This window comes from Telluria sp. ZT3P39 (assembly GCF_059685935.1).
Map to the genome: position 1 here is coordinate 132,168 of NZ_JCASIH010000001.1, position 20,045 is coordinate 152,212.

Genomic DNA, 20,045 nt, shown 5'->3' on the forward strand with positions numbered 1-20,045 from the left:
TAATTAGCTGTGGCGAAAATCCACCGGCTCAGGCAGGGCAAAACCATACTGGGCCAGGGTACGCCGCAGGTTCGCATCGAACTCCGCGTAGTCCATCGCCTTTTCGACGAATTCGCAGGCTCCCAGCATGCGGCTGCGCATGCGGTCGGTTTCGTTGCGGGTGTTCGACAGGACGATCACCGGGATGTCGGACATGAAAGGTTTGGACGAGATCTCTTTCAACACCTCGAAGCCGTCGATCTTGGGCAGTTTCAGGTCCAGCAGGACGACATCGAAATCCTGCGTCCGGTCCAGTTCGCGCAGCGCTTCTTCGCCATCCGAGGCCACCACGATCTCGTGCTGTTCGCCGCAACTGCGCAGGACACGCCGCGTCAATTCGACGTCAAGCGGCATATCATCGACGATCAGGGCTTTTTTCACCATCTTGATATTTTACCCGACTGCCAGAATTGTGTCCTCAGTGACAGATTGACGTCACACCTGGACGCGCGAACCTCGCCGTGTGTTGCTGGTTCCCCCGCCTGTAGTTGGCCATCGGCCTCACCCGCCATGCCTGTGCTTGACTTCGCGCGCCAATGTCCGTAGGGTCGAGGAGCGGTATCCGATGATGTTTGTTCCTGTTTTGCGGTTGATCAACAAGCTCACCCACATGCGCACACAACTTTCCGGCCGCAGCAGCCGCGCGCGAGGCCAGCGCGAACCTGCCTCACCAGACGGCGTGGGCGACGACGGCGGGCCTGCCACAGCCGTGCTCGAAACGGCGATGTTGCAACTTACCCAAGACCTGATGCTCGTCAACCAGGCGCTGGTCGAAAAAATCCTGTCCTGCGAGGATACCGAAAACGCCTTGCGCGTGACCGAGCAGAAACTGCATGACTTGCTGGCCCGCCAGCTTGCCAACCGCGAAGCCGAGCGCAAGCGGATCTCTTCCGAAATACACGATTCCCTTGCCCAGAACCTGCTGGCGCTGCGCATCGACATCGTGATGCTGTACCAGCACACGGCCGGCCGCCAAGGGCGGCTGCACGACTGGGCCGGCGCCGCGCTCGACAATGTCGACACGACGCTGCGCACGGTCAAGCAGCTGATGGGAGACCTGCGTCCTTCCGGCCTCGAGCTGGGTCTGCAGGCAACGCTCGACATGGAAGTGCGCAAATTCACCCGCGCCAGCGGTATCAGCTGCCAGCTCGACGCCACCACCGTGGCCGAGCTGGCGCTTCCCGAAGACACCGTGCTCACCGTCTACCACGTCCTGCAGGAATGCCTGAACAACGTGTTTCGCCATTCGCTGGCCAGCCGCGTCAAGGTCGCGGTCCGCGTCGCACATGGCGCCCTCGAGATGGTGGTGGCCGACAATGGCATCGGCTTCGACCCGTCGGCGCCGCGCGCATCGCACAGCTACGGCCTGTTCGAACTCGAAGAACGCCTCGCCGCCCACGGCGGCAGCTTATCCGTGACCAGCGACCGGCCCCATGGCACGGCAGTGTCGATGCACCTTCCCATCATTTCCCCTCCTGCCGCTCTCTGCGACGCCCCTGCGATCGGATAGAAGCATGGCCTGAACACATTTCAGCGGCCGGCCGACGGGAAGAACAGCTGCTCGCCTTCAGGCCTGAAGGCGGCGATGCGCGCCTGCCCGTCCTTCGATGTGATCCAGTCGGCCAGCGCCTTCGCGCCCTTGTAGTTCACCCCCGGGTGCTTCGCCGGATTGACGGCGATGATCCCGTAGGGATTGAACATGCGCTTGTCGCCCTCGACCAGCACGGCCAGGCCGGTTTTCGCCCGGTAGGCGCCATAGGTGGCGCGGTCGGTCAGCGTGTAGGCGCGCATTTCGGCCGCCATGTTGAGCACCTCGCCCATGCCCAGGCCCGCCGAGACGTAATTGGCGCCTGCCGGTTTCGTGGCAGCGGCCTGCCAATAGCCCTTTTCCATCACGTCGGTGCCGGAATTGTCGCCGCGCGAGACGAAGCGCGCGCCGCTGGCGGCGATCTTGCGGAACGCCGCGACGGCATCCTTGCCGCCCTTGATGCCGGCGGGGTCGCCGGATGGGCCCACGACGATGAAGTCGTTGTACATCACGTCGCGCCGGTCCAGGCCCCAGCCATCAAGCACGAATTGATCCTCGAGCGCGCGCGCATGCACGAGCGTCACGTCGACGTCGCCGTTCTTCGCCAGTTCGAGCGCCTTGCCGGTGCCGACCGCAATCACGTGCACCTTCATGCCCGTCTTCGCCTCGAAGGCCGGCAGCAGGGCCTTGAGCAGGCCCGAATTCTCGGTGCTGGTGGTGGTGGACAGCCTGAGCACGTCCTGGGCGTGGGCCAGCGGCATGCCAAGGGTGGCCGAGAATAGCAAGGTGATGAAGGCGCGGCGTTGCATGTGTTCTCCAGGTGGTCAGCGAAGTTCGAGGCGCCCGTCGCGCAGCTTCAGGCGGTGGATGCCGGGCAGCCCGATCAGGTCACGGTCGTGGCAGGCCATCACCACGCTGCTGCCGGCATCCAGCAGGGTCGGGATCAGGCTGATTACCTGCTCGCGCGCCGGGCCGTCGAGGTTGGCGGTGGGCTCGTCCAGCAGCAGCAGGCGCGGTTGCAATACGCGCGCCCGCGCCAGCGCCACGCGCTGCTTCTCGCCGCCGGACAGGCGGTTGGGCGCCGTGTCGCGCAGGTGGGCCACGCCGGCCCAGTCCATCGCTTCCTCGACCGCGGCGGCGATGCTGCGGCGCTCGTCGCCGCGCGCGGCCAGGCCGTAGGCGATGTTGTGGGCGACGCTGGTCGAGAACATGATCGGGTGCTGGTGCACGAAGACGATGGCGCGGCGCAGCGCCGGCGGATAAGGATGCAGCGGCATCTTGCTGCCATCGAAGTCGACCGTGCAGGCCTCGCAGCGCTCCAGGCCCGCGAGCGTGCGCAGCAAGGTGGACTTGCCGGCGCCGTTCACGCCGGTCAGCACGTAGGCACTGGCGGTGTCGATGGTCAGCGTGTCGATGTCGAACAGGGTGCGCTCGCCGTGGCGCTTGTGCAGCCCGTGCACCGTCAATAGCGCCGTCACGGCCTGCCTCCGGCCGCATGGGCTTCGCCCTGCAGCAGTACCAGCGCGCCGTTCATCACCAGCGCCAGCGCCACCAGGACGATGCCCAGCGCGATGCCCTGGGCGAAATCGCCCTTGCTGGTCTCGAGCGCGATGGCGGTGGTAATGGTCCGGGTCTGGCCTTCGATGTTCCCGCCCACCATCAGCGCGCAGCCCACCTCGGAAATCACGCGCCCGAAGCCGCTGATGACGGCGGCCATGACGCCGAAGCGCGCCTCGTGCAGCACCGTCGTCATCACGCGCCAGCGCGATGCTCCCAGCGCCACGGCGGTTTCGGCATAGCGTGGATCGGCCGCCTGCACCGCCGCCAGCGTAAAGGCCAGCAGCACCGGCAGGCCGATGATCATCTGGCCGAGGATCACGCCCTGCTGGGTGAACAGCCATTCCAGGCCGCCCATCGGCCCGCGCCGCGACAGCAGCAGGTAGAGCAGCAGGCCGATCAGGACGGTCGGCAGCGACAGCGCGGCTTGGGCCAGCCAGATCGCCAGGCGCCGGCCCGGGAAGCGGTGCAGCGCGATCACATAGCCGAGGAAGATGGCCGGCGGCGCGGCCAGCAACAGGCCGAGGATGCTGGTCTTGAGCGAGACCCAGACGATGTGCCACAAGGCCGCGTCGCCGGAGAACAGCAGCGCGAAGGCGTGCGAGGTCGCGTCCAGCACGTTTACACCGTCCGGGGCGCGTTCGGGGGCTCCAGCAGGTCGGGCTCGAAGATCAGCCGCTCATGCCCGGCCAGCAGCAGGAAGTGCTTGCCGGAGCAGCGCGCCAGCAGCGACATGCCGACCTTTTCGGCCACCATGTGGCCCATCTGGGTGGTGCCCGAGCGCGACAGCAGGAAGGGAATGCCCATCTGGGCGCCCTTGATCACCATCTCGGAAGTCAGGCGCCCGGTGGTATAGAACACCTTGTCGCCGCCGCTGACACCATCGAGCCACATCAGGCCGGCGATGGCGTCCACCGCGTTGTGGCGGCCGACGTCCTCGACGAAATACAGCAGCGTGCCGTCACTGGAAAACAGCGCGCAGCCATGCACCGAGCCGGCCTGCTTGTAGATCGATTGCTGGGTGCGGATGGTCTCGACGATACGGTAGACCACCGACTGCGCCAGGCGCGCATCAACGGGCAGCGCGATCTGGTCGACTTCGTCCATCAGGCCGCCGAACACCGAGCCCTGGCCGCAGCCGGTGGTGACGACCTTCTTCGCGGTGCGCTCCTCGACGTCAGCGATGCCGCTGCGGGTGCTGACGGCCACCGCATCGACCGCCCAGTCGACCTGGATCGAGACGATGTCTTCCAGGCTGCGCACCAGCCGCTGGTTGCGCAGGTAGCCCAGGGTCAGCGCTTCGGGTGCGCCGCCCAGCGTCATCAGGGTCACGATCTCGCGCTTGTCCACATACACCGTGAGCGGGCGTTCGGCGGGGATCGCAATGGTGGATTGCCGGCCGCGCTCGTCCAGCGTGCTCACCTCGTGGGTGAGGCGGGCGCTGGCGTTTGACAGTTCTGGTCGGTAGCGTGGCAGGTCTTGGTGGTTCATCTTGCCAATTGTGCCATGCCGGCCAGGATTTGGCCGCCACCGTAGCTGCCCTGCTGCACCACCTCCCCTCCCGGCGTGAGCTTGATCGCGCAATACTTGAACTCCGGGATCTTGCCGAACGGGTCAAGCGCCGCATTGGTGAGGCGGTTGATGGCCGCCTCGTAGTAGCAGAAGGGCACGAAGATCGCCCCGACCGGCGAACTGTCGTCGGCCCGCGCATACAGCACCACTTCGCCGCGGCGCGAGGCGATCGTGACCGGCTGTCCGGGTTGAATACCCATGCGTTCCATGTCGAGCGGGTGCACCAGCGCCACCGGATCGGGTTCGATCGCGTCCAGCACCGTGGCCCGGCGGGTCATGCTGCCCGTGTGCCAGTGTTCCAGCTGGCGGCCCGTGATCAGGACCAGCGGGTATTCGGCGTCGGGACGTTCGTCGGCCGGGATGATATCGGCCGGCACGAAGCGCGCCTTGCCACCCTCGCGCGGGAAGATTTCGGTGAACACCACCGGCTGGCCGTCGTCGCCCTCGTGCATGCACGGGTAGACCACGGCGCCGTCGCGCTCCAGGCGTTCCCAGGTGATGCCGCCGATGCTGGCCATGGTGCGGCGCATCTCGTCGAACACTTCCGACACATGGCCGTAATTCCAGCCCAGGCCGAGGCGCTGCGCCATCTGCTGGATGATCCACAGGTCCTGCTTCGCATCGCCCGGCGGGTCGATGGCCTGGCGGCCCAGCTGCACCAGGCGGTCGGTATTGGTAAAGGTGCCGGTCTTTTCCGGGAAGGCGGACGCCGGCAGGATCACGTCGGCCAGGTAGGCCGTCTCGGTCAGGAAGATGTCCTGCACCACCAGGTGTTCGAGTGCCGCCAGCGCGGCGCGCGCGTGGTTGGCGTCCGGGTCGGACATGGCCGGGTTCTCGCCCATGATGTACATGCCGCGGATCTGGCCGGCATCGATCGCGTCCATGATCTCGACCACGGTCAGGCCCGGCTTAGGGTCGAGCGTGGCGCCCCAGGCGGCCTCAAAACGAGCGCGCGCGACCGGATTGTCGACGCGCTGGTAATCCGGCAGCATCATCGGGATCAGGCCGGCGTCGGACGCGCCCTGCACGTTGTTCTGGCCGCGCAGCGGATGCAGGCCGGTGCCCGGACGGCCGATCTGGCCGGTCATCAGGCTGAGCGCGATCAGGCAGCGGGCGTTATCCGTGCCGTGCACGTGCTGCGACACGCCCATGCCCCACAGGATCATCGATCCCTTCGAGGTCGCGTACAGGCGCGCCACGTAGCGGATGGTCTCGGCGTCGATGCCGCAGATCGGCGCCATCGCTTCGGGGCTGTATTCGGCCACGTTGGCTTCCAGCTCGTCGTAGCCGATGGTGCGGCTCGCGATGAAGTCCGCATCGACCAGCTTCTCGCTGACGATCACGTGCATCATGGCGTTGAGCAGGGCCACGTCGGTATCGGGCTTGAACTGCAGGTAGCGGTGCGCGTGGCGCGCCAGCTCGGAGCGGCGCGGATCGAGCACGACCAGCTTGGCGCCCAGTTTCACGGCATTCTTGATCCAGGTGGCGGCCACCGGGTGGTTCACGGTCGGGTTGGCGCCGATGATGACGATGACTTCGGCGCGGGTCACGTCCATCACCGGGTTCGAGACCGCGCCCGAGCCGATGCCTTCCAGCAGGGCCGACACCGAGGAGGCGTGGCACAGGCGGGTGCAGTGGTCGACGTTGTTGGTGCCGAAGCCCGTGCGCACCAGCTTCTGGAACAGATAGGCTTCTTCGTTGCTGCCCTTGGCCGAGCCGAAGCCGGCCAGTGCGTTGCCGCCGTGGGTGTCGCGGATGCTTGCCAGCTTGCCGCCGGCAAGCGCCAGCGCTTCTTCCCAGCTCGCTTCGCGGAACACGTCCAGCACGCGGTCCGGGTCCATCGTGAAGTCGCCGGTTTTCGGCATGCCTTCGCGGCGGATCAGGGGGCGGGTCAATCGGTGCGGGTGGTGCGCATAATCGAAGCCGTAGCGGCCCTTGACGCACAGGCGGCCCAGGTTGGCCGGGCCGTTGCGCCCTTCCACGAACAAAATCTTGTTGTCCTTGACGTTATAGGTCAGCTGGCAGCCGACGCCGCAATAAGGGCAGACCGAATCGACCTGCTTGTCGGGGATGTGCAGCGCCACTTCGCGCGCCGGCATCAAGGCGCCCGTCGGACACGCCTGCACGCATTCGCCGCAGGCCACGCAGGTGGAGGCGCCCAGCGCGTCGTCCTGGTCGAACACGATCTTCGCGTTCTCGCCGCGGAAGGCCAGGCCGATCACGTCGTTGACCTGCTCGTCGCGGCAGGCGCGCACGCAGCGGGTGCACTGGATGCAGGCATCGAGGTTGACGGTGATGGCGGCGTGGGTGGCGTCGATCTGCGGTTGCGCGCGGGTCGATGCAAAGCGCGACTTGCCCACGCCGAGCTTGTCGGCCCAGATATCGACTTCGTTCTTGCGGGTGTATTCGGCTTCCGGCATGTCGGACTGGAGCAGCTCGAGCACCATCTTCTGGGCGGCGACCGCGCGTGGGCTGTCGGTGCGCACCTTCATGCCGGCGGCGGGCGCGCGGCAGCACGATGGCGCCAGCACGCGCTCGCCGTCGATCTCGACCATGCAGGAGCGGCAGTTGCCGACGGCCTCGAAGCCTTCCTTGTAGCACAGGCGCGGGATTTCGATGCCCTCGCGCGCCGCGACTTCGATCAGGGACTCGTAGGGCAGCGCCGCGACCTGGCGGCCATTGAGTTCGAATGTAACGGTAGGGGTGTTCGCGTTCATGGCGGTTTACCTTTGAGCCAGCTCGTGCGGGAAGTATTTGATGACGCAGTCGAAGGGATTCGGCGCCGCCTGGCCCAGGCCGCAGATCGACGCGTCGCGCATGACCTGCGACAGCTCGCCCAGCAGCGGCACGTCCCAGACGGGTTTGCGGATGATGTCCAGCGCCTTGGCCGTGCCGTTGCGGCAGGGCGTGCACTGGCCGCAGGATTCGTCCTTGAAGAAGGCCAGCGTGTTGCGCGCGGCGGCCATGGCGCTGTCGTGGTTGGACAGCACCACCACCGCGGCCGAGCCGATGAAGCAGCCATAGGGCTGCAGGGTATCGAAGTCGAGCGGGATGTCGCCCATCGATGCGGGCAGGATGCCGCCCGAGGCGCCGCCCGGCAGGTAGGCATAGAAGGCGTGCCCTTCCTGCATGCCGCCGCAGTATTCCTCGATGAGTTGCGTGATCGTGATGCCGGCCGGGGCCAGCTTCACGCCCGGATCGCGCACCCGTCCCGATACCGAGAACGAGCGCAGGCCGCGCCGGCCGTTGCGCCCGAAGCCGGCGAACCAGTCGGCGCCGCGCTCGAGGATCTCGCGCACCCAGTGCAGCGATTCGAAATTGTGCTGCAGCGTCGGACGGCCGAACAGGCCGACCTGCGCCACATAGGGCGGACGCAGGCGCGGCATGCCGCGCTTGCCTTCGATCGATTCGATCATGGCCGATTCTTCGCCGCAGATATAGGCGCCGGCGCCGCGGCGCAGGATGATCGGGGGCATGCCCTGTACCGGCGGATCGGCGCGCAGCTGTTCCAGCTCGGCCTCGAGCATGGCGCGGCAGCCGTGGTATTCGTCGCGCAGGTAGATATAGATGGCCTCGATGCCGACCGCCCAGGCGGCGATCAGGGCGCCTTCCAGGAAGCGGTGCGGGTCGCGCTCGAGGTAGACGCGGTCCTTGAAGGTGCCCGGCTCGCCTTCGTCAATGTTGATCGCCATCAGGCGCGGGCCTGCTTCGCCCCGCACGATGCGCCATTTGCGGCCCAGCGGGAAGCCTGCGCCGCCCAGGCCGCGCAGGCCGGAGGCTTCCAGCGTCCCGATCACGCCCTCGACCTCGTGCTGGCCGGCGATGCAGGCGCGCAGCAGCGCATAGCCGCCAGCGGCGCGGTAGGCGGCGTAGTCGATGTGGCCGCCAATCGGTTCACGCGTTTCGCCGCGGGCGACCTTGGCCACCAGCTTTTCCACGCTCGCATGCGGCACCGCATGCTGCCCCACCACCGCCGCCGGCGCCTGCTCGCAGCGGCCGATGCAGGGCGCCGCCAGCACGCGCACGTCGCGGCCCAGCAGCGCCGGCAGCTTCTCCAGCAGCGCCGTGGCGCCCGCCATCTCGCAGGACAGGCCGGCGCACACGCGCACGGTCAAGACGGCGGGGGCGGCCTCGCCCTCTTTCACCAGGTCGAAGTGGTGGTAGAAGCTGGCCACCTCGTAGACCTCGGTCTGCGCCAGGCGCATTTCCTGCGCCAGCGCGGCCAGGTGCTGGCTCGACAGGCAGCCGAACGCATCCTGGATCTTGTGCAGGTGCTCGATCAGGAGGTCGCTCTGGCGCGACTCGGCGCCGAGCAGGGCCTGCACTTGAGCGAGGGCTTGCGGGTCGACGCGGCGGCCCTTGGGGGCTTCGCGCTTGCGCTGGCGGCTGGCGCCGGAGAGGGCGATCGGGATGATGGGGTGGTTCATGGGGTGTCCCAATATTTGATCCGTGTTACGTGATTCGTCAGTTCGATCGGTGCCTGACCGCGTGGGCAAGCAACTTTCCCACGCGGTCAGATCACACTACAAACCCGCTACTTGAACAGCACCGACGCCTTCTGCAGCGTCACCCAGATACCGAATATCAGCGGAATGCCCACTGCCATCCAGGCAAACGCCGTCACGGCCGGGTTGTTCGCCACGGCGGCCGACCCGCTGCCGTTGCCGGCACGGGTGCCGCTCGTTGCCGTGATTTCCTTCTCGTGCGCCAGTTTTTTCTCCGCAGCCAGTTCGGCATCCGTCATGAAATGCTTGTCGTCCAGCGGACGGATCATCGCGTTGAGCACGATGCCCACCACCACCAGTCCGGCCAGCACGTACATCGTCACGTCGTAGGCCTGCGCCTTCGGCACGCCGTTGGCGATCTGGTACTCGCGGATGTAGTTGATCAGGATCGGACCCAGCACGCCCGCGGCAGCCCACGCCGTCAGGAGGCGGCCGTGAATCGCGCCGACCATCTGGGTGCCGAACAGGTCGGCCAGGTAAGCCGGCACGGTGGCAAAGCCGCCGCCGTACATCGACAGGATAATGCAGATGAAGCCGACGAACAGGGCCAGCTGGCCGGCGTGCGCCATCGAGGGAATCGACGCATACAGTATGAACCCGAGGATCAGGAAAATGAAGTAGGTCGCCTTGCGGCCGATGTAGTCGGAGCACGATGCCCAGGCGAAGCGCCCGCCGATGTTGAACAGCGACAGCAGGCCGGTGAAGCCGGCGGCGATCGCCGCGATCTGGCCTTTCTGCGCCGTGTCGAGGTCGTTGAAGCCCAGGTCGACGCCGATCAGGCGGCCGCCGAACACTTCCTGCAGCAGCGGCGAGGCCATGCCCAGGATGCCGATGCCGGCCGAGACGTTCAGGAACAGCACGCCCCAGATCAGCCAGAACTGCGGAATGCCCCAGACCCGGCTGGCGTGCACGTGGCGCGCGGTGATCATGGTATTGGACGTCTGCACGGGCGGGGTCCAGCCTTCCGGCTTCCAGCCGGCGGCGGGCACGCGGTAGGTCATCGCGCCTGCCACCATGAAGACGAAATAGATCGCGGCCAGGGCCAGGAAGGTTTCCCAGACGCCGACCGAGGCCGGGGTGGCGAAGTATTTCATCAGTTTGTCGGCCAGCGGGGCGCCGATCATCGCGCCGCCGCCGAAGCCCATGATGGCCATGCCGGTCGCCATGCCGCGGCGGTCCGGGAACCATTTGATCAGGGTCGAGACCGGCGAGATATAGCCCAATCCCAGGCCGATGCCGCCGATGACGCCGGAACCGACCCACATCAGCCAGATCTGGTGGGTATACACGCCCAGCGCCGAAATCACCAGGCCGCCGCACCAGCACACGGCCGACACCAGGCCGGCCTTGCGCGGGCCGGCATGCTCGAGCCAGCCGCCGAACAGCCAGGCCGCCAGGCCCAGGAAGACGAAGAACAGCGTGTACATCCAGCCCAGCATCGAGATCTTCCAGTCGCAGGTGGTCGCGAATACCTGGGCCATGAAACTCATCTCGGCCGGGCAGGCCAGCGATTCGGTGATACCGAGCGCTTTCGACAGCGGCAGCCAGAATACGGAAAATCCGTAGGCCATGCCGATGCACAGGTGGATCGCGAGCGCGGCCGGCGGGACCAGCCAGCGGTTGAAGCCCGGCCCCGCGATTGTGTGTTCCTTGTCAAGAAAACCGAATAGCGCCATGTTGTCTCCAGATTTTATAGGTATCGGAATATGCTTTTTAAAGCATATTTATTCGTCAAATTTTGTTATTTCGGCGAGACTAACATGATGTTTTCTGGCTAGAAATAGGCTATTTTGAGCATATGCTTAACATTCATATTCGCCCGCACTGGGAAATCAGCATCAAGGGGGAAGCGCCGCTCGACACCGGCGACTTGCTCGGCCTGCTTCTGTCGATCCAGGACACCGGTTCGATCGCGCAGGCGGCCAAGTCGGTGAAGCTGTCCTACCGTTATGCCTGGGGCTTGCTGCGTTCGGCCGAGGAGCTGTTCGGCCAGCAGTTGCTGCAGACCGGGCGCGGGCGCGGCACGGTACTCACGCCGCTGGCGCAAAAGCTGGTCTGGGCCGACCGCCGCATCGCCGCCCGCCTGTCGCCCACGCTGCAAAGCCTGGCCTCGGAACTCGAGGCGGAACTGGTGCGCATCACGGCCGGGCGCCTGCGCGCGCTGCGGCTCGACGCCAGCCACGGCTTCGCGGTGGCGGCCCTGATGGACTGCGTCGACCGCGACGCCCTGCCGATCGATTCGCGCTACCGCACCAGTACCGACGCGGTGGTGGCGCTGTCGCGGCGCGAATGCGACCTGGCTGGCTTCCACATCCCGATCGGGCGCTTCCAGGCCCAGACCGCGGCCTGGTACCTGCGCTGGCTCGACCCGAACCAGCACTGCCTGGTGCGCGTGGCGGGCCGCGAGCAGGGCCTGATCACGGCGCGCGGCAACCCGCTCGGCCTGCGCGGCCTGGCCGACCTGGCCGCGCCCGGCGTGCGCTTCGTGAACCGCCAGGCCGGCTCCGGCACCCGCATGCTGCTCGAGATGATGCTGGCGGCCGACGGCCTGCCGGTCGACGCCATCCAGGGCTTCCACAGCGCCGAGTTCACCCATTCGGCGGTGGCGGCCTTCATCGCCAGCGGCATGGCCGATGCCGGCGTCGGCATGCGCGCCGCCGCCGCGCAGTTCAAGCTCGACTTCATCTCCCTGGAGCGCGAGGTCTATTATTTCGCGGTGCGGCGCGACGCGCTCGACGAGCCGGCCATGGGGCAACTGCTGGCGCTGATGCGCGCGCCCTCGTATCACGCCCTGGTGGCGGCGCTGCCGGGCTACGATGCGCAGGGGACGGGAGAGGTGGTGTCGATTGGGGAGGCGTTCGGGTTGGCGGCCTAGAGTGCCCCGGCCTGAAGTTCAGCGGCGCCGCTTCTTCCAGTTGTAACCGGGACCGGTGACGTCCACGCCGGGGTGGCCGACCAGGTCCGGATGCTCGGACGCCATCGTAATGAAGCGCAAGTTTTCGCCCTCGCGCTGGCGCCGGCGCAGGGTTTCCATCTGCTGCATCGCCTCGACCATCTCTGCCGTTTCGAACAATTTCTCGTGCGGCGTGCAGTTGTCGTCTTCGACGACCGTCCAATACACCATATACATGACTTCCTCCTATGCCCCGATTGTCGCCCACGGGCGCCAGCGCCTGGCGCACCCCATGCTGTTCCCAGATGTCAGCAGTAGTTTCCTGATCGCAGAAGTTAGCTCCAGAAACCGAGAAATTGCACTCAAAAAGTAGGACTGGTCCGAAAACGTCCCTATATGTGCGCTATTTCACACAACTCGTTCTACTGCCCAATTAGGCTGATGCCTGTCTTCACAAACGCGGGTCAGAACATGAACACACAGATGAATTCCCAACCGGCAGGCGCTGCAGCGGGTACGCCCGAGCTGGCGCTCTGGGGCGGACTGGAATGCACGGTCAACCGCGTACGCGACAATTACTTCAGCCAGATGGAACGCAATGGCCATGCAGACCGCCTGCAGGACATCGAGCGTTTCGCCTCGCTCGGCATCAAGGCGATCCGTTATCCGGTGCTATGGGAACGTACCGCCCCCGACGGCATCGAATCGGCCGACTGGTCCTGGTCCGACGAACGCCTGCCGGCACTGCAGCAACTGGGCGTCACCCCGATCGTCGGCCTGATCCACCACGGCAGCGGCCCACGGCATACCAGCCTGGTCGATCCCGCCTTTCCCGAAAAGCTCGCCGAGTACGCCGGCGCGGTAGCCCGGCGCTACCCCTGGGTCGAGTACTACACCCCGGTCAACGAACCCCTGACCACGGCGCGCTTTTCCGGACTGGCAGGCGTCTGGTACCCGCACGGCGGCGACGAAGCGACCTTCGTGCGCGCCCTGCTCAACCAGTGCCGCGCCATCGTGCTCTGCATGCGCGCGATCCGCGCCGTCAACCCGGACGCGAAACTGGTCCAGACCGACGACCTCTCCAAGACCTATGGTACCCCGGAGATGGAAGAGATCGCGACCTTCTTTAACGACCGCCGCTGGCTGGCCTGGGACCTCTTGTGCGGGATGGTGGACGAGCAGCATGCGCTGTGGAGCTACCTGCTCGAATCGCAGGCCACCGCGCAAGAGCTGCTCTGGTTCCGCGACAACCCCTGCCCGCCCGAAATCATGGGCGTGAACTACTACGCCACCAGCGAGCGTTGGCTCGACCACCGGCCGGAACGCTATCCGGAATCGCGCCGCCACGTGTACCGCGGCATCCCGCACGCCGACATCGAAACCCCGCGCGCGCTGGCCACGCCCACGCCCGGCATCGCGCCGCTGCTGATGGAGACCTGGGAGCGCTACCGCCTGCCGATCGCGATCACCGAAGCCCACATCGACGCCAACCGCGAAGACCAGCTGCGCTGGCTGGTGGAGATCTGGAACGCCGCGCGCAAGGCGCGCCAGCAGGGCGCAGACATCCGCGCCGTCACCGTCTGGGCGCTGCTCGGCTCCTATGACTGGAACTGCCTGGTGACCGAATGCCGCGGCTATTACGAGCCGGGCCCCTTCGACGTGCGCGGCGGCGAGCCGCGCCCGACGGCCCTGGCCACCCTGATGCGCGAGCTGGCCACCAGCCGTCCGCTGTCGAGCCCCGTGCTGCAGGGCGAAGGCTGGTGGCGCCGCCCGGGGCGCTTCCTGTGCAAGCCCGTGGCGACCCGCACCGCGGTGGCCGACATCGCGATCCGCAGCCAGTTCAAGTCGAACACCGTGCAGCCGATCCTGATCACCGGCGCCACCGGCACCCTCGGCTCGGCCTTCGCGCGCATCTGCGACAAGCGCAACCTGGCCTACCACGTGCTCACGCGCCAGGAGATGGACATCACCGATCCGCAGTCGGTGGAAGCGGCCATCACGCGCTTCCGGCCCTGGGCCATCATCAACGCGGGCGGCTACGTGCGCGTGGACGAAGCCGAAGGCGATCTCGATCGCTGCATGCGCGAGAACACCCTCGGACCGACCGTGCTGGCCCTGGCCTGCATCCGCCACCAGCTGCGCTTCATGACCTATTCGACCGACCTGGTGTTCGACGGCGCCAAGGGCGCGCCCTATGTCGAGTCGGATGCCGTCAACCCGCTGGGCGTGTATGGCCGCAGCAAGATGCAGGCCGAGCAGCGCGTGCTGGAAGCCGACCCGCAGGCCCTCGTGATCCGCACCAGCGCCTTCTTCGGCCCCTGGGACAGCCACAACTTCGTGACCCAGGCGCTCAATGCGCTGGAAGCCGGCCAGTCCTTCCAGGCCGCGGGCGACATGGTGGTCTCGCCGACCTATGTGCCGGACCTGGTGAACGTCTCGCTCGATTTGCTGATCGACCGCGAGCGCGGCGTGTGGCACCTGACCAATGGGCAAGCGCTGAGCTGGGCCGACCTGGCGCGGCGCGCCTGCGATGCGGCGGGAGTGGATGCGTCGAGGCTGGAAGTGGTGTCGTCCGCGGACTGCGGTTTCGCCGCGCGCCGGCCGGGCTTCAGCGCGCTGTCAAGCGAGCGTTCGATGCTGCTGCCGTCGCTGGACGACGCGCTGCGGCGCTATCTGGAAGCGATGCAGGACCGGGCGCATGGCCGGGATGCGGAGCGGCCGGGGGAGGCGGCGCATTACGCGAGTTAAGTTGGGACCCTGCCGGCTTTTGTAGGGTGGGCAGGTTTCCTGCCCGCGCGGTGGTAGTTGGGGCATGAATAACCGCGCGGGCAGAAGCAAGGTAATTTGAACGCGCGGGCGTTCGTAATTCCGGGCATTGCCCGAAATTACCCCGCCCGCCCTACGATTCGGCCACGAACTGCAAGCGGTACAAATTCGCATACATCCCATTCGCCTCGAGCAGCTCGGCATGCGTGCCCTGCTCGACGATCCGCCCATGCTCCATCACCACGATGCGGTCGGCCCGTTCGATGGTCGACAGGCGGTGCGCGATCACGATGGTGGTGCGGCCGGCCATGAGGGTTTCCAGCGCGGCCTGCACGGCGCGCTCGGACTCGTTGTCGAGCGCGGACGTCGCTTCGTCCAGGATCAGGATCGGCGCGTCCTTGTAGATCGCGCGGGCGATCGCCACGCGCTGGCGCTGGCCGCCCGACAGGCGCATGCCGTTTTCGCCGATGCGCGTGTCCACGCCCTCTTCCAGCTTGGCCACGACGTCAACCAGGTGTGCCGCCTTCACGGCCGCGGCCAGCCGCTCGTAGTCGATGGTCTCGAAGCCGTAGGCGATGTTCGCCGCCAGCGTATCGTCGAACAGCACCACGTTCTGGCTCACCATCGCGAGCTGGCCGCGCAGGCTGGCCAGGCGGATGTCCTGGTAGGGCACGCCATCCAAAGTCAGGCGGCCGCCTTCCGGATCGTAGAAGCGCGTCACCAGGTTGACAAACGTCGACTTGCCGCCGCCGGAGATGCCCACCAGCGCCACCGTCTGCCCCGGCTTGACGTCGAGCGTCACGTCGTTCAGGGCCAGGTTCATCGCGTTGGGGTAGCGGAAGGAAACGTTCTCGAAGCGCAGGTGGCCCTGGGCGCGTCCCAGCTCGCGCGTGCCGGTATCCAGCTCGGCCGGGGCGTCGATCAGGCCGAACACCGTCTCGGCCGCGGCGATCCCGCGCTGCATCGGGCCGTTCACTTCGGCCAGCGACTTCAGTGGCGTGAGCAGCATCAGCATCATCGTGACGAACTGGACGAACTGGCCCTGGGTCATGTCGGCCTGGATCGCCAGCACGATCACCAGCGACAGCGCCATTGCAGTGGCGATCTGGGTGATCGGCGTGGTGGCGGCAAAGGCCACCGTCATGCGCTGCGAGAAGCCGCGCAGGGCTTCGCTGCGCGCATGGAAGCGCGCGCGCTCGTAGCGCTCGCCCGAGAACACGCGGATCACCTGGTGGCCACGTGTGGCTTCCTCGACCACTTGCGTCATCTCTGCGGTCACGCGCTGGTTGTCGCGGTTCAGGCGGCGCAGGCGCCCGGTGGTGGTGCGCACGATCACGGCGGTGAGCGGAATCACGACGATCGCCACCAGCGTCAGCTTCCAGTTCAGATAGAGCAGCGTGGCGAGCAGGCCGATCACCACCAGGGTGTCGCGCACGCAGGCCACGAATACCGACTGCAGCATGTCGACCACCTGGCGCACGTCGGCCACCACGGTGTTGATGATCTTGCCGGTCGACTCTTCGTGGAAGCGCGCCACCGGCAGGCGCAGCACGCGGTCGAACACCATCGCGCGCAGGTCGTTGAGCACGCGGCTGGTGACCCAGTTGTTCAGGTAGGCGGTGGAAAAGGTGCCGACGCCGCGCAGGATGAAGATCGACACCAGCACGCCGGGAATCCACCACAGGCTGAACGGCACCTTGTCCTTGAAGCCGAGGTCGATCAAGAGCTGCAGCGCCCAGCCCAATAGCGGCTGGGTGGCGGCGGTCAGCGCCATCGACAGCAGCGCGAGCCAGGAGCGCGTCTGGTAAGGCTTGACGACCGCCAGCAGGCGTTTGACGATAACTTTATTTTCCAATTTGTTTGTCCAATCCGTCTTTCAGGTTCAGGCAGAAGCCCATGAGCAGGAACACCATGAGCGCATAGAACATGCTGCCTTTCAAAGACCAGAAGATCACTTCGGTCAGGCCGAAGCTGAAGTAACTGAGCACCACCAGCATGCCCGCCAAAGCCGGCGCAAACTGCGGCTTGGCCCTGTGGGCCTCGCGCCCGAGCACGCGCGCAAAGAAGGCGAACGGCATGGCCAGGATGCCGATCCAGGCCAGCAGGCCGAACACGCCGCCGGTGGCCAGCGCCTGCAGGGCGTCGTTGTGCAGGTGCTCGGCCGGCAGGATCACTTCCTGGATCTTGCCTTGCGCCGCCAGCTCCCGCAGCCCGGCGCGCACCATGGCCGGGTCGCGCCCGAACAGCGGACGCTCCTCGATCAGGTAGCCGGCGGCCTTCCACAGCTCCAGGCGCACGCCGACATTGGTAAAGGCGCTGCCGCCGTCGAGCCAGGTGCGCACGTCGTCCACGCCCTGCCCGACCCGCGCCTGCACCCCGGTCGCGGGAATGAAGAAGGTCGAGGCGAACAGGGCGAAGCTGCCCACCAGCAGCAGGCGCACGCGCCGGCTGCGCAGCAGGTGGGCATAGGTGAGGAACAGCAGCGCGGCCAGCGCCAGCGCGATCCAGCCGCCGCGGGTGCCGGTCATGACGCATCCGGCCAGCCCGGCCACCGCGCCCAGCGCCGGCAGGATGGCCTTGCGGGTGCTGTGGCGGTAGTCGACGGCGGCGGCCAGCGCCACCAGCGCGAGGCACAGGGCGAGGTCGCCGAAGGTGATGGCGTTGAGCCAGCCGCCCGGGCGGTCGATCCCGAGCACGATGCGCTGGTAGCCCACGAAGGGCAGCGCGCAGACGGCGCCCAGTACCACGCCCCACCACAGCGTGGCGCGCGGCGGGCGCGCCAGCACCACCAGCGCCGCGGCACTCAGGCCGAACAGCATGCGCGAAGGATTGTCGAGGTATTCGAGCTGCGTTTCCGGCCGTGCCAGCACGAACGCCACCGCCAGCAGGAAATTCAGGGCGAAGGCCGCCACCACCCAGCGAATGTCGCGCCAGTGCGGCGCCAGCGCGCCCCAGGCCTTGCGCGGGACGAAGAGCGCGGCGAGCAGGAAAACGATGCTGGAAAAGCCGATACCGGAAGGGGTGATGAGGCTGAGGAAAGGGAACAGGAAAACCAGGAAACCGACCCAGCGCTGCATCGGCACCCCGATTTTCGTCTGATTATTGTTCATTCATGTTCTTGTAGGATAATCTTGCCGACCCTGAGCGCGTGATTTTATCGGATACCCATGCAGCAAAACCAAACCATTTCTGTCGTCATCACTACCTACAACCGCCCGGACGCCCTGTCGGCGGTGGTGGAAGCCTGCTTCATGCAGGACGACCAGAATTTCGAAATCATTATCGCTGATGACGGCTCCACTGCCAACACGCGGGAAACCCTCGATCGCCTGCGCCCGCGCTCCCCGGTGCCCTTGAAACACGTGTGGCAGCCGGACGATGGCTTTCGCGCCGCGATGGCGCGCAACCGCGGCACGCTGGCGGCAACCGGCGACTATATCATTTTCCTCGACGGCGACTGCATCCCGCAGCGCGACTTCGTCTCGCGCCACCGGCTGCTTGCGCGGCCGGGCTTCCTGGTGTCGGGCAGCCGCATCCTGCTCAGTCCTGAACTGACGCACAAGGCGCTGGCCGAACATATCGACCTGCCGGCCATCAGCCTGGCGGACAAGCTGCGCTACCGCCTGCGCGGCGACATCAACAAGGTGCTGCAGCTGCTGTTCCGGCTTCCCGACGCCGGGCGCGAGCGGCGCAGCTTCAGCTGGCGCCGCATCAAGAGCTGCAACCTGGCGGTGTGGCGCGCGGACCTGGACAAGGTCAACGGCTTCGACGAGAGTTTTGTCGGCTGGGGCCACGAGGATTCGGACCTGGTGGTGCGCCTGTTCCACGCCGGCGTGCTGCGCAAGGACGGGGCGTTTGCGACGGAAGTGCTGCATTTGTGGCACCGCGAGGCCAAGCGCGACGAGGAATCGAGCAACCGCAAGCTGGTGCTGGAGCGGGCCGCGAACAAGACCACGCAGGCCACGCGCGGGCTGCGACAGCATGCGGGCGAGGATTTCGCCGCCCCACGCTGAGCTGCCCCCTGTGTCATGCGCGGCGCATTGACGCTCTCCTGCCGGCGTGGAACTATCGGACACCCGTCAACCAACCACAGAAAGTGAGTGTCCGGTGCGTCAGCTGATCTCCATGCTCTTCTTCGCAGCCCTGTCAGGCGCAGCCGCCGCACACGGCTACCAGCCCGGATTCGATCCCGCCAGGCTGAAAGGCCCGGCGGCCGGCCCGGTGAACGAGGTGCTGGTGCTGGGCACGGCGCATCTTTCGACCCTGCCGCCCGCGTTCGACCCTGCCAACCTGCGCCTGCTCCACGACCGGCTGGCCGGATGGCGCCCGCAAGCGATCGCCGTGGAAGACCTGTCGGGCGCCCAGTGCGATTATCTGCGGCGCTATCCGCAGCGCTACCAGGACACGGTCAAGTCGTATTGCTGGGACCCGGCGCCCGCCAAAGCGGCGACCGGATTGGACGTGCCTGCCGCGACGGCGCAGGCCGAACGCCTGCTGGCCGCCTGGCCCGCGGCGCCCTCCCCCGCGCAGCGTCGCCAGCTGGCGGCCGTGTTCCTGGCCGGCGGCGAGCGCGCCTCGGCGCTGGTGCAGTGGTTGCGCCTGCCCGAGGCCGAGCGCCGCGCAGGCGATGGCCTCGACACGGCGCTGGTCGAGCGCCTGAACAAGCAGGCCGGCCAGCGCAACGAAAGCTACCTGATCGCCGCCCGGCTGGCGGCGCGCCTGGGCCACGAGCGCGTCTACCCGATGGATGACCACACCGCGGACAGCGAGAGCCCGGACCAGAAGGCCGCCGGCGAGGCGATCATGAAGGCCTGGGACAACCCGGCGACCGCACAGCGCCGCCGCAACGACGAGGCGCTGCGGGCGCGCCTTGGGACGCCCGAAGACGTGCTGGCGATGTACCGCGCCGCCAACGCACCAGGGGAAGCGAAGCTGGCCTTCGACAGCGATTTTGGCGCGGCGCTCGAGGAGCCTTCGCCCCAACGCTTCGGCCGCAACTATCTCGGCTACTGGGAAACCCGCAACCTGCGCATGGCGGCGAACATCCGCGAGCTGCTGGGCATGCAGCCCGGTATCCGCATACTGGTGCTCGTCGGAGCCTCGCACAAGGGCTACCTGGAAGCCTACCTGCACCAGATGCACGACGTGCGCGTCGTCGACGCGGCGCCCCTGCTGCGCTGAGGCT

The 20,045-nt window shown here is 66.9% G+C and carries 16 protein-coding genes; 5 read left to right on the forward strand and 11 right to left on the reverse strand.

Annotated features, from left to right (window positions below):
• Window positions 1–3 precede the first annotated feature (3 nt).
• The gene (locus tag AC56LR_RS00530) at window positions 4–423 is read right to left on the reverse strand and encodes a response regulator (protein WP_497126283.1); all 420 of its coding nucleotides are present in this window, start codon (window positions 421–423) and stop codon (window positions 4–6) included.
• Window positions 424–763: 340 nt separating this feature from the next.
• Here AC56LR_RS00530 and AC56LR_RS00535 point away from each other — a divergent pair, with 340 nt between their 5' ends.
• Window positions 764–1,549 carry a sensor histidine kinase gene (locus AC56LR_RS00535; protein ID WP_497126285.1) on the forward strand — a complete coding sequence of 262 codons (786 nt, stop codon included), beginning with the start codon at window positions 764–766 and terminating at the stop codon, window positions 1,547–1,549.
• A 20-nt stretch (window positions 1,550–1,569) separates the two neighbouring features.
• Here AC56LR_RS00535 and AC56LR_RS00540 read toward each other — a convergent pair whose 3' ends face one another.
• The 7 genes from AC56LR_RS00540 to AC56LR_RS00570 all read right to left on the reverse strand — a co-directional run bounded on the left by AC56LR_RS00540 (window position 1,570) and on the right by AC56LR_RS00570 (window position 10,877).
• Window positions 1,570–2,376, reverse strand: a complete 807-nt coding sequence (locus AC56LR_RS00540) for an ABC transporter substrate-binding protein (RefSeq protein WP_497126287.1) — start codon at window positions 2,374–2,376, stop codon at window positions 1,570–1,572.
• A 15-nt stretch (window positions 2,377–2,391) separates the two neighbouring features.
• A complete protein-coding gene (locus AC56LR_RS00545; RefSeq protein WP_497126289.1) occupies window positions 2,392–3,045 on the reverse strand; it encodes an energy-coupling factor ABC transporter ATP-binding protein in 654 nt (217 codons plus the stop codon).
• Window positions 3,042–3,743: an ABC transporter permease gene (locus AC56LR_RS00550; RefSeq protein WP_497126291.1), complete on the reverse strand. Its 702-nt coding sequence runs from the start codon at window positions 3,741–3,743 to the stop codon at window positions 3,042–3,044. The genes AC56LR_RS00545 and AC56LR_RS00550 overlap by 4 nt, the downstream gene beginning before the upstream one ends.
• Before the next feature lie 2 nt (window positions 3,744–3,745).
• Entirely contained in the window at window positions 3,746–4,615 is an 870-nt protein-coding gene (locus AC56LR_RS00555) for a formate dehydrogenase accessory sulfurtransferase FdhD (RefSeq protein ID WP_497126293.1), read from the reverse strand.
• Entirely contained in the window at window positions 4,612–7,413 is a 2,802-nt protein-coding gene (gene fdhF / locus AC56LR_RS00560) for a formate dehydrogenase subunit alpha (protein WP_497126295.1), read from the reverse strand. The genes AC56LR_RS00555 and fdhF overlap by 4 nt, the downstream gene beginning before the upstream one ends.
• 6 nt (window positions 7,414–7,419) lie before the next feature.
• A complete protein-coding gene (locus tag AC56LR_RS00565; RefSeq protein ID WP_497126297.1) occupies window positions 7,420–9,123 on the reverse strand; it encodes an NAD(P)H-dependent oxidoreductase subunit E in 1,704 nt (567 codons plus the stop codon).
• A gap of 107 nt (window positions 9,124–9,230) precedes the next feature.
• Window positions 9,231–10,877: an OFA family MFS transporter gene (locus tag AC56LR_RS00570; RefSeq protein ID WP_497126299.1), complete on the reverse strand. Its 1,647-nt coding sequence runs from the start codon at window positions 10,875–10,877 to the stop codon at window positions 9,231–9,233.
• Between the two features lie 122 nt (window positions 10,878–10,999).
• Here AC56LR_RS00570 and AC56LR_RS00575 point away from each other — a divergent pair, with 122 nt between their 5' ends.
• On the forward strand, window positions 11,000–12,076 hold the full coding sequence (locus tag AC56LR_RS00575) for a substrate-binding domain-containing protein (protein WP_497126301.1): 1,077 nt from the start codon (window positions 11,000–11,002) through the stop codon (window positions 12,074–12,076).
• An 18-nt stretch (window positions 12,077–12,094) separates the two neighbouring features.
• Here the strand turns inward: AC56LR_RS00575 and AC56LR_RS00580 are convergent, their stop codons facing one another.
• Window positions 12,095–12,331: a hypothetical protein gene (locus tag AC56LR_RS00580; RefSeq protein ID WP_497126303.1), complete on the reverse strand. Its 237-nt coding sequence runs from the start codon at window positions 12,329–12,331 to the stop codon at window positions 12,095–12,097.
• A 246-nt stretch (window positions 12,332–12,577) separates the two neighbouring features.
• Between AC56LR_RS00580 and rfbD the strand changes: the two genes are divergently transcribed.
• Window positions 12,578–14,842, forward strand: coding sequence for a dTDP-4-dehydrorhamnose reductase (rfbD, locus tag AC56LR_RS00585; protein WP_497126305.1), 2,265 nt, complete (start codon window positions 12,578–12,580; stop codon window positions 14,840–14,842).
• Between the two features lie 151 nt (window positions 14,843–14,993).
• Here the strand turns inward: rfbD and msbA are convergent, their stop codons facing one another.
• Together msbA and AC56LR_RS00595 are read right to left on the reverse strand one after the other, a co-directional pair.
• Window positions 14,994–16,715, reverse strand: coding sequence for a lipid A export permease/ATP-binding protein MsbA (gene msbA / locus AC56LR_RS00590; RefSeq protein WP_497126307.1), 1,722 nt, complete (start codon window positions 16,713–16,715; stop codon window positions 14,994–14,996).
• On the reverse strand, window positions 16,705–17,970 hold the full coding sequence (locus AC56LR_RS00595; RefSeq protein WP_497126309.1) for an O-antigen ligase family protein: 1,266 nt from the start codon (window positions 17,968–17,970) through the stop codon (window positions 16,705–16,707). The genes msbA and AC56LR_RS00595 overlap by 11 nt, the downstream gene beginning before the upstream one ends.
• Before the next feature lie 57 nt (window positions 17,971–18,027).
• On the opposite strand from AC56LR_RS00595, the gene AC56LR_RS00600 reads away from it, so the two are divergent.
• Window positions 18,028–18,873 (forward strand): glycosyltransferase family 2 protein, encoded by an 846-nt coding sequence (locus AC56LR_RS00600; RefSeq protein ID WP_497126310.1) that lies wholly within the window; start codon window positions 18,028–18,030, stop codon window positions 18,871–18,873.
• Window positions 18,874–18,985: 112 nt separating this feature from the next.
• Window positions 18,986–20,041, forward strand: coding sequence for a DUF5694 domain-containing protein (locus AC56LR_RS00605; RefSeq protein WP_497126312.1), 1,056 nt, complete (start codon window positions 18,986–18,988; stop codon window positions 20,039–20,041).
• The last annotated feature ends 4 nt before the right edge of the window (window positions 20,042–20,045 follow it).

Coding starts and splice junctions, on each gene's coding strand:
- AC56LR_RS00535 (WP_497126285.1), top strand. CDS start 764: ATGTTGCAACTTACCCAAGACCTGATGCTCGTCAACCAGGCGCTGGTC.
- AC56LR_RS00570 (WP_497126299.1), bottom strand. CDS start 10,877: ATGGCGCTATTCGGTTTTCTTGACAAGGAACACACAATCGCGGGGCCG.
- AC56LR_RS00595 (WP_497126309.1), bottom strand. CDS start 17,970: ATGAACAATAATCAGACGAAAATCGGGGTGCCGATGCAGCGCTGGGTC.
- AC56LR_RS00530 (WP_497126283.1), bottom strand. CDS start 423: ATGGTGAAAAAAGCCCTGATCGTCGATGATATGCCGCTTGACGTCGAA.
- AC56LR_RS00565 (WP_497126297.1), bottom strand. CDS start 9,123: ATGAACCACCCCATCATCCCGATCGCCCTCTCCGGCGCCAGCCGCCAG.
- AC56LR_RS00555 (WP_497126293.1), bottom strand. CDS start 4,615: ATGAACCACCAAGACCTGCCACGCTACCGACCAGAACTGTCAAACGCC.
- AC56LR_RS00605 (WP_497126312.1), top strand. CDS start 18,986: ATGCTCTTCTTCGCAGCCCTGTCAGGCGCAGCCGCCGCACACGGCTAC.
- AC56LR_RS00600 (WP_497126310.1), top strand. CDS start 18,028: ATGCAGCAAAACCAAACCATTTCTGTCGTCATCACTACCTACAACCGC.
- AC56LR_RS00580 (WP_497126303.1), bottom strand. CDS start 12,331: ATGTATATGGTGTATTGGACGGTCGTCGAAGACGACAACTGCACGCCG.
- AC56LR_RS00540 (WP_497126287.1), bottom strand. CDS start 2,376: ATGCAACGCCGCGCCTTCATCACCTTGCTATTCTCGGCCACCCTTGGC.
- AC56LR_RS00575 (WP_497126301.1), top strand. CDS start 11,000: ATGCTTAACATTCATATTCGCCCGCACTGGGAAATCAGCATCAAGGGG.
- rfbD (WP_497126305.1), top strand. CDS start 12,578: ATGAATTCCCAACCGGCAGGCGCTGCAGCGGGTACGCCCGAGCTGGCG.
- fdhF (WP_497126295.1), bottom strand. CDS start 7,413: ATGAACGCGAACACCCCTACCGTTACATTCGAACTCAATGGCCGCCAG.